Source organism: Actinomyces sp. 594 (assembly GCF_019325145.1).
Classification (GTDB): Bacteria; Actinomycetota; Actinomycetes; order Actinomycetales; family Actinomycetaceae; genus Actinomyces.
In genome coordinates this window covers 1-8,104 of the sequence record NZ_PIZC01000059.1, presented here as the reverse complement: position 1 = coordinate 8,104, position 8,104 = coordinate 1, and the positions used below count along the sequence as shown (strand labels likewise).

The window sequence follows — 8,104 nt, the reverse complement described above, 5'->3', positions numbered from 1 at the left end:
ACGTCGCCCCGACCGCTATGCGTGGTCGGGGCGACGTCGTACATACGTGACGGACCCGCCTGGTTGGGGCAGTCCAAGCGCCTGCTTGCCGCGGGGCGGAGCCGGTGCGGGGAGAGCGGGTACCGCCAGAGCGCGGGGCAGTATGGGGGATTGTGGCGGGAATCGCAAGGAGGAACACCGCCTCGGCGTGGATCGGTACGGCGTGAGCGTGTAGGCTAGCTCTTCGCGTACCTTGTGTGTACTGGCCCCAGTGGCGCTGCCCAACGGTCAGCCGGATGGCTGGACCAACCGGAAGGGAATAACCGGAAGGGAAAAGGGTGGCGGTCGCCCGGACCCGCACCGCAGTGTACGCAGAGTGGTCCCCGAGATGAGGGAAGGATCCCCTTTGGCTGCCTCGCGCACCTCTGCACCAACTGCCGCTGAAATCGCCGCGCGCACCGCGTCGCGTCGAATCAATTTCGCCAAGATCGCCGAGCCGATGCAGGCTCCGAACCTTCTCGGCCTGCAGACCGAGAGCTTCGACTGGCTCGTGGGCAACGAGAAGTGGCGCTCCCGGGTGGACGCCGCCAATGCCGCCCAGCCGGGCTCGCTGCCGGAGACCTCCGGGCTGGAAGAGATCTTCGCTGAGATCTCGCCGATCGAGGACTTCGGCCAGACCATGGCCCTGTCCTTCCACGACCACCGCTTCGAAGAGCCGAAGTACACCGCCGAGGAGTGCCAGGAGAAGGACCTGACCTACTCCGCACCGCTGTACGTGGTGGCGGACTTCGAGAACTTCACCACCGGTGAGATCAAGTCCCAGACGGTCTTCATGGGCGACTTCCCGCTCATGACGGACAAGGGCACCTTCATCGTCAACGGCTCCGAGCGCGTAGTTGTCTCCCAGCTGGTCCGCTCCCCGGGCGTGTACTTCGAGCGCACCACCGAGAAGGCCTCGGACAAGTACGTGTACAACGTCAAGTTCATCCCCTCGCGCGGCGCCTGGCTGGAGTTCGAGGTGGACAAGAACGACCGGGTTGCGGTGCGCATCGACCGCAAGCGCAAGCAGGACATCTCCGTGTTCCTGCTGGCCCTGGGCCTGGACGAGGCCGAGATCCGCGAGGAGTTCAAGGACTTCCCGGCGCTGACCACCGCCCTGGATGAGGACCGCAAGGTCACCACCCAGGATGAGGCGCTGCTGGACATCTACAAGAAGATCCGCCCCGGCGAGCCGCCCAGCGTGGAGGCCGGCCGCACCCTGCTGGAGAACTTCTACTTCAACGCCAAGCGCTACGACCTGGCCAAGGTCGGCCGCTACAAGATCAACAAGAAGCTGGGTCTGACTGCGGACCTGAACGAGTCCGTGCTGCGCATCGAGGACATCGTTGCCGCCATCAAGTACCTGCTCGCCCTGCACGTCGGCGCCGAGACCATCGAGGGCGTGCGCGACGGTGAGATCGTCGACGTCGCAGTCGAGTTCGATGACATCGACCACCTCGGCAACCGCCGCATCCGCGCCGTCGGGGAGCTGATCCAGGCCCAGGTGCGCACCGGCATGAGCCGCATGGAGCGGCAGGTGCGCGAGCGCATGACCACTCAGGACGTGGAGGCCATCACCCCGAACACCCTGATCAACATCCGGCCCGTCACGGCCGCGATCAAGGAGTTCTTCGGCACCAGCCAGCTGTCCCAGTTCATGGACCAGAACAACCCGCTGGCCGGCCTGACCCACAAGCGGCGCCTGTCCGCGCTGGGTCCCGGTGGTCTGTCGCGTGAGCGCGCCTCCATGGAGGTCCGCGACGTGCACACCTCCCACTACGGGCGCATGTGCCCCATCGAGTCCCCCGAGGGCCCGAACATCGGCCTGATCGGTTCGCTGGCGACCTTCGGGCGCATCAACCCCTTCGGCTTCATCGAGACCCCCTACCGGGTGGTGCGCGACGGCCAGGTCACCGATGAGACCCACTACCTGACTGCCGACGACGAGGACCGCCACGTCATCGCCCAGGCGAACGTGGAGCTCACCGCGGACGGGCACTTCGCCGAGGACCACGTGCTGTGCCGCGTCACCGGTGGAGAGCCCGCCCTGGTGCCGGCCTCGCAGGTGGACCTGATGGACGTGTCCCCGCGGCAGATGGTCTCCGTGGGTACCTCGCTGATCCCCTTCCTCGAGCACGACGACGCCAACCGCGCGCTGATGGGCGCCAACATGCAGCGCCAGGCCGTGCCGCTGATCCGCCCCGACGCCCCGCTCGTGGGAACCGGCATGGAGCGCCGCACCGCAGTGGACGCCGGCGACGTGGTAGTTGCGGCCAAGGCGGGTGTGGTCACCGAGGTGTGCGCCGATTTTGTGCGCGTGGCCAACGACGACGGCACCGAGACCGTCTACAAGGTCGCCAAGTTCCGCCGCTCCAACCAGGGCAACTGCTACAACCAGCGCGTGGTCGCCTCCGAGGGCGAGCGGGTTGAGGTCGGCTCGGTGCTGGCGGACGGCCCGGCAACCGCCGACGGCGACCTGGCCCTGGGACAGAACCTCCTGGTCGCGTTCATGACCTGGGAGGGCCTGAACTACGAGGACGCCATCATCGTCTCCCAGCGCGTGGTTGCCGAGGACATTCTGACCTCGATCCACATCGAGGAGCACGAGGTCGACGCCCGCGACACCAAGCTGGGTGCCGAGGAAATCACCCGCGATATCCCCAACGTCTCCGAGGAGGCGCTGGCCAACCTGGACGAGCGCGGCATTGTCCGCATCGGCGCCGAGGTGCGCAGCGGTGACATCCTGGTAGGCAAGGTCACGCCCAAGGGTGAGACGGAGCTGACCAGCGAGGAGCGGCTGCTGCGCGCGATCTTCGGGGAGAAGGCCCGCGAGGTGCGTGACACCTCCCTGCGCGTGCCCCACGGCGAGTACGGCATTGTCACCGGTGTGCGCGAGTTCGACGCCTCCTCCGAGGACGCCGAGCTGCCGGCCGGCGTGAACCGGATGGTGCGCGTGTACATCGCGCAGCGCCGCAAGATCACCGTAGGTGACAAGCTCTCCGGCCGCCACGGCAACAAGGGCGTCATCTCCAAGATCCTGCCGGTGGAGGACATGCCCTTCCTGGCGGACGGCACCCCGGTGGACGTCATCCTCAACCCGCTGGGCGTGCCCAGCCGTATGAACGTCGGCCAGGTGCTTGAGCTGCACCTGGGCTGGGTCGCCTCCCGCGGCTGGGACGCCTCCGCGGCCCGCGAGGCCGGCGAGGAGTGGGCGCAGCGCCTGCCCGAGAACGGCGTGGCCGCCGAGCCGCGCACGCCCGTGGCCACTCCCGTGTTCGACGGCGTGCGTGACGACGAGCTGATGGGTCTGCTGGACTCCACCCTGCCCAGTGGGGACGGCGTGCAGCTGGTGCAGCCGGACGGCAAGGCACGGCTGTTCGACGGCCGTTCGGGTGAGCCCTTCCCGTACCCGATCTCGGTGGGCTACATGTACATCCTCAAGCTCCACCACCTGGTGGACGACAAGATCCACGCCCGCTCCACCGGCCCGTACTCGATGATCACCCAGCAGCCGCTGGGCGGTAAGGCGCAGTTCGGTGGCCAGCGCTTCGGCGAGATGGAGGTGTGGGCCATGGAGGCCTACGGCGCCGCCCACGCCCTCCAGGAGCTGCTGACCGTCAAGTCCGACGACGTGGCGGGCCGCGTGAAGGTCTACGAGGCGATCGTCAAGGGCGAGGACATCCCCGAGCCCGGCATCCCCGAGTCCTTCAAGGTGCTCATGAAGGAGATGCAGTCGCTGTGCCTGAACGTCGAGGCGCTGGACGCCGAGGGCAACGCCATTGGTCTGGATGACACCGACGACGATGGCCGCCGCGCCTCCGAGGAGCTCGGCTTCGACCTGGGGCGCCGCCCGGGCGGCAACGCCGTCACGGTGGATGAGATCTGACCCTCAACGCCTGCGGGAGGGGCGCCGTCGGCCGCTCCCGCAGGCCATCGGGCCCTGTGCCGCCGTGGAACCGCGGTGCGGGGACCCCAAGACTTTTGAGCTGACCACTCTGATTCGGAAGTAGGAACTGTGCTCGACGCCAACGTGTTCGACAGGATCCAGCTCGGCCTTGCCACCGCCGAGGACATCAAGTCCTGGTCGCATGGCGAGGTAAAGAAGCCCGAGACCATCAACTACCGCACGCTCAAGCCGGAGAAGGACGGACTGTTCTGCGAGAAGATCTTCGGCCCCACCCGCGACTGGGAGTGCGCCTGCGGCAAGTACAAGCGTGTGCGCTACAAGGGCATTGTGTGCGAGCGCTGCGGGGTGGAGGTCACCCGCTCCAAGGTGCGCCGTGAGCGCATGGCGCACATCAAGCTCGCCGCACCCGTCACCCACATCTGGTACTTCAAGGGAGTGCCCTCGCGCCTGGGCTACCTGCTCAACCTGGCCCCCAAGGACCTGGAGAAGGTCATCTACTTCGCCGCCCACATGGTGACCGAGGTGGATGAGGAGGGCCGCCACGACGACCTGCCCTCGCTGCGCAACGAGTTCGAGGTCAAGAAGAAGCACGTCGAGGAGGCCGGACAGGCCGACATCGAGGCCCGCCAGCGCCGCCTGGAGGAGGACCTCGCCCAGCTCGAGGCCGAGGGCGCCGAGCAGGCGCAGCGGGACAAGGCCCGCAAGACCGCCGAGCGGGAGATGGCCTCACTGCGCCGTAAGAACACCCGCACCCTGGAGCACATGGACAAGGTCTGGGACCGCTTCGTGTCCCTCAAGGTCGGTGACCTGGAGGGTGACGAGGTCCTCTACCGGGACATGGCCGCCGACTACGGCATCTACTTCAAGGGCGCCATGGGCGCGGAGGCCATCCAGGACCGCCTGCGCACCTTCGACCTGGAGGCCGAGGCCGCCGCCCTGACCGAGATCGTCGACAACGGCACCGGTCAGCGCAAGACCCGCGCCATCAAGCGGCTGAAGGTGATTAACGCCTTCCGCATGACCGGTACCGCCCCCGAGGCGATGGTGCTGGACAACATCCCGGTGATCCCGCCGGACCTGCGCCCCATGGTGCAGCTGGACGGTGGCCGCTTCGCCACCTCCGACCTCAATGACCTGTACCGTCGCGTCATCAACCGCAACAATCGCCTCAAGCGGCTGATGGACCTGGGCGCCCCGACGATCATCGTCAACAACGAGAAGCGCATGCTGCAGGACGCCGTCGACGCCCTGTTCGACAACGGCCGTCGCGGCCGCCCCGTCACCGGCGTGGGCAACCGCCCGCTGAAGTCCCTGTCCGACATGCTCAAGGGCAAGCAGGGTCGTTTCCGTCAGAACCTGCTGGGCAAGCGCGTGGACTACTCGGGCCGCTCCGTGATCGTCGTCGGCCCGCAGCTGAAGCTGCACCAGTGCGGCCTGCCCAGCCAGATGGCCCTGGAGCTGTTCAAGCCCTTCGTCATGAAGCGGCTGGTGGAGCTCAAGGAGGCGCAGAACGTCAAGGCCGCCAAGCGGATGGTCGAGCGTGCCAACCCGAAGGTCTGGGACGTGCTGGCCGAGGTCATCCGCGAGCACCCGGTGCTGCTCAACCGCGCCCCCACGCTGCACCGCCTGGGTATCCAGGCCTTCGAGCCCCAGCTGATCGAGGGCAAGGCCATCCAGCTGCACCCGCTGGTGTGCGGCGCCTTCAACGCCGACTTCGACGGCGACCAGATGGCCGTGCACCTGCCGCTGGGCGCCGAGGCGCAGGCCGAGGCCCGCATCCTGATGCTGTCGAGCAACAACATCCTCAAGCCCTCCGACGGCCGCCCGGTGACCATGCCCTCTCAGGACATGATCATCGGCACCTACTACCTCACCCAGGAGCCGGACCCGGCCGTGGCAGTGGAGACGGATGCCGACGGCGAGCCGATCGTTCCGGCCTTCTCCTCCTACGCGGAGGCGGTCATGGCCTACGACTTCGGCAAGCTCGACGTCAACGCCGCCTGCGACATCCGCTTCGAGGAGGGCATTACCGCGCCCGAGGACTGGCAGGCCCCCGAGAACTGGAGCGAGGGCGACCCGATCACCCTGCGCACGTCCTTCGGTCGCGCCCTGTTCAACACGGCGCTGCCGGAGACCTTCCCCTACGTCAACTACACGGTTGACAAGAAGAAGCTGGGCAACATCATCAACACGCTGGCGGAGTCCTACCCGCGGGTTGAGGTGGCCGCCTGCCTGGACGAGCTGAAGGCCAACGGCTTCCACTGGTCCACCTGGTCCGGCATCACCGTGGCCTTCGCCGACGTGGTCTCCCCGCCCTCCAAGCCGGAGATCCTGGCCCGCTATGAGGCCCAGGCCGCGGAGATCGAGGAGCAGTTCGGCCTCGGTGCGCTCACCGAGGACGACCGCTACAAGTCGCTGATCGACATCTGGACCAAGGCCACTGACGAGGTTGCCGAGGCCATGCGCGCCAACTTCCCCGAGCGCAACACCGTCTACCAGATGGTGGCGTCCGGTGGTCGTGGTAACTGGGACCAGATCCGCCAGCTCGCCGGTATGCGCGGCCTGGTGGCCGACCCCAAGCAGCGCCTGATCGAGCGGCCGATCGAGTCCAACTACCGGGAGGGGCTGTCCGTCCTGGAGTACTTCATCGCCACCCACGGCGCCCGCAAGGGCCTGGCCGACACGGCGCTGCGCACTGCCGACTCCGGCTACCTGACCCGCCGCCTGGTGGACGTCTCGCAGGACGTGATCGTCCGCGAGGACGACTGCGGCACCCGCAAGGGCCTGACCAAGCGCCTGTTCACCTGGCGGGAGGTCGGCGGCGAGCGCGTCAAGGAGGTCTCCGACATCCTGGAGACCACCGTGTTCGGTACGACGCTCGCCCGTGACGCCGTGGACGCCGACGGTAACGTGGTGGTCGCGGCCGGAACCGACCTCAGCGACGCCGATATCCGCGCGGCGATCGACGCCGGCATCGAGGAGGTCGTGTGCCGCTCCGTGCTGACCTGCGACTCCGCCGTCGGCACCTGCGCCGCCTGCTACGGCCGCTCCCTGGCCACCGGCAAGCGCGTGGACATCGGCGAGGCCGTCGGCATCATCGCCGCCCAGTCCATTGGTGAGCCCGGCACGCAGCTGACGATGCGTACCTTCCACACCGGTGGTGCGGCCGGCGCGGCCGACATCACCCAGGGTCTGCCCCGCGTCCAGGAGCTCTTCGAGGCCCGCACCCCGAAGGGTGAGGCCGCGGTGGCGGAGGCCGCCGGCACCCTCAAGATCGAGGACGACGCCGACGGCAAACGCCTGGTCATCACCCGGGCCGACGGCGAGGAGGACCTGGTAGTACCGGTCTCCCGGCGCCAGCGCCTGCTGGTCACCGACGGGGACCACGTGGAGCCGGGCGATGCCCTCACCGAGGGGCCGATCGACCCCAAGAAGATCCTGCGACTGCGCAGCGTGGGTGCCACCCAGCGCCACCTGGTGGACGAGGTGCAGGAGGTCTACCGCTCCCAGGGCGTGGACATCCACTCCAAGCACATCGAGGTCATCGTCCGTCAGATGCTGCGGCGCGTGACCGTGCTGGACACCGGTGACACCAACCTCCTCCAGGGAGACCTGGTTGACGTCTCCCGCTACCGCGAGGAGAACCGCCGGGTCATGGCGGAGGGCGGCAAGACCGCGTCCGCGCGCACCGAGCTGATGGGTATCACCAAGGCCTCCCTCGCGACCGACTCGTGGCTGAGCGCCGCCTCCTTCCAGGAGACCACGCGCGTGCTCACCGAGGCCGCCATGAGCGGCAAGTCGGACCCGCTGCTGGGCCTGAAGGAGAATGTCATCCTGGGCAAGCTGATCCCCGCCGGCACCGGCCTGGCCCGCTACTCGGACATCGAGGTGGAGCCGACCGAGGAGGTCAAGGCGGAGGTCTTCTCCCGGGCCGGCTACGCCGGGGGCGACACCTTCAGCATGGGGGAGTCCGTGGCACTCGACGACGACTTCTCCTTCGGCGGTGACTTCCGTGCGGACTTCTCCGATGACTTCCGCACGGGTTTCAACGCCTCCTCGGAGGACTTCCAGTTCTGACACCCCGAAGCTGACGGGCGGCGGGCAGCCGCCGCACCGTTGCCGCTTGTGAGTTGGCCCCGGCGAGCACTCCGCTCGCCGGGGCCAACTCGCTACACGGGC

2 protein-coding genes are annotated in these 8,104 nt (G+C 67.9%); both read left to right on the top strand.

What is annotated here, in order from left to right; all coding sequences use genetic code 11:
- Positions 1 to 385 precede the first annotated feature (385 nt).
- Positions 386 to 3,904 (top strand): DNA-directed RNA polymerase subunit beta, encoded by a 3,519-nt coding sequence (gene rpoB / locus GZ998_RS10665; protein WP_162679078.1) that lies wholly within the window; start codon positions 386 to 388, stop codon positions 3,902 to 3,904.
- 129 nt (positions 3,905 to 4,033) lie between these two features.
- Positions 4,034 to 8,002 (top strand): DNA-directed RNA polymerase subunit beta', encoded by a 3,969-nt coding sequence (locus GZ998_RS10660; RefSeq protein ID WP_219109822.1) that lies wholly within the window; start codon positions 4,034 to 4,036, stop codon positions 8,000 to 8,002.
- Positions 8,003 to 8,104: the final 102 nt, after the last annotated feature.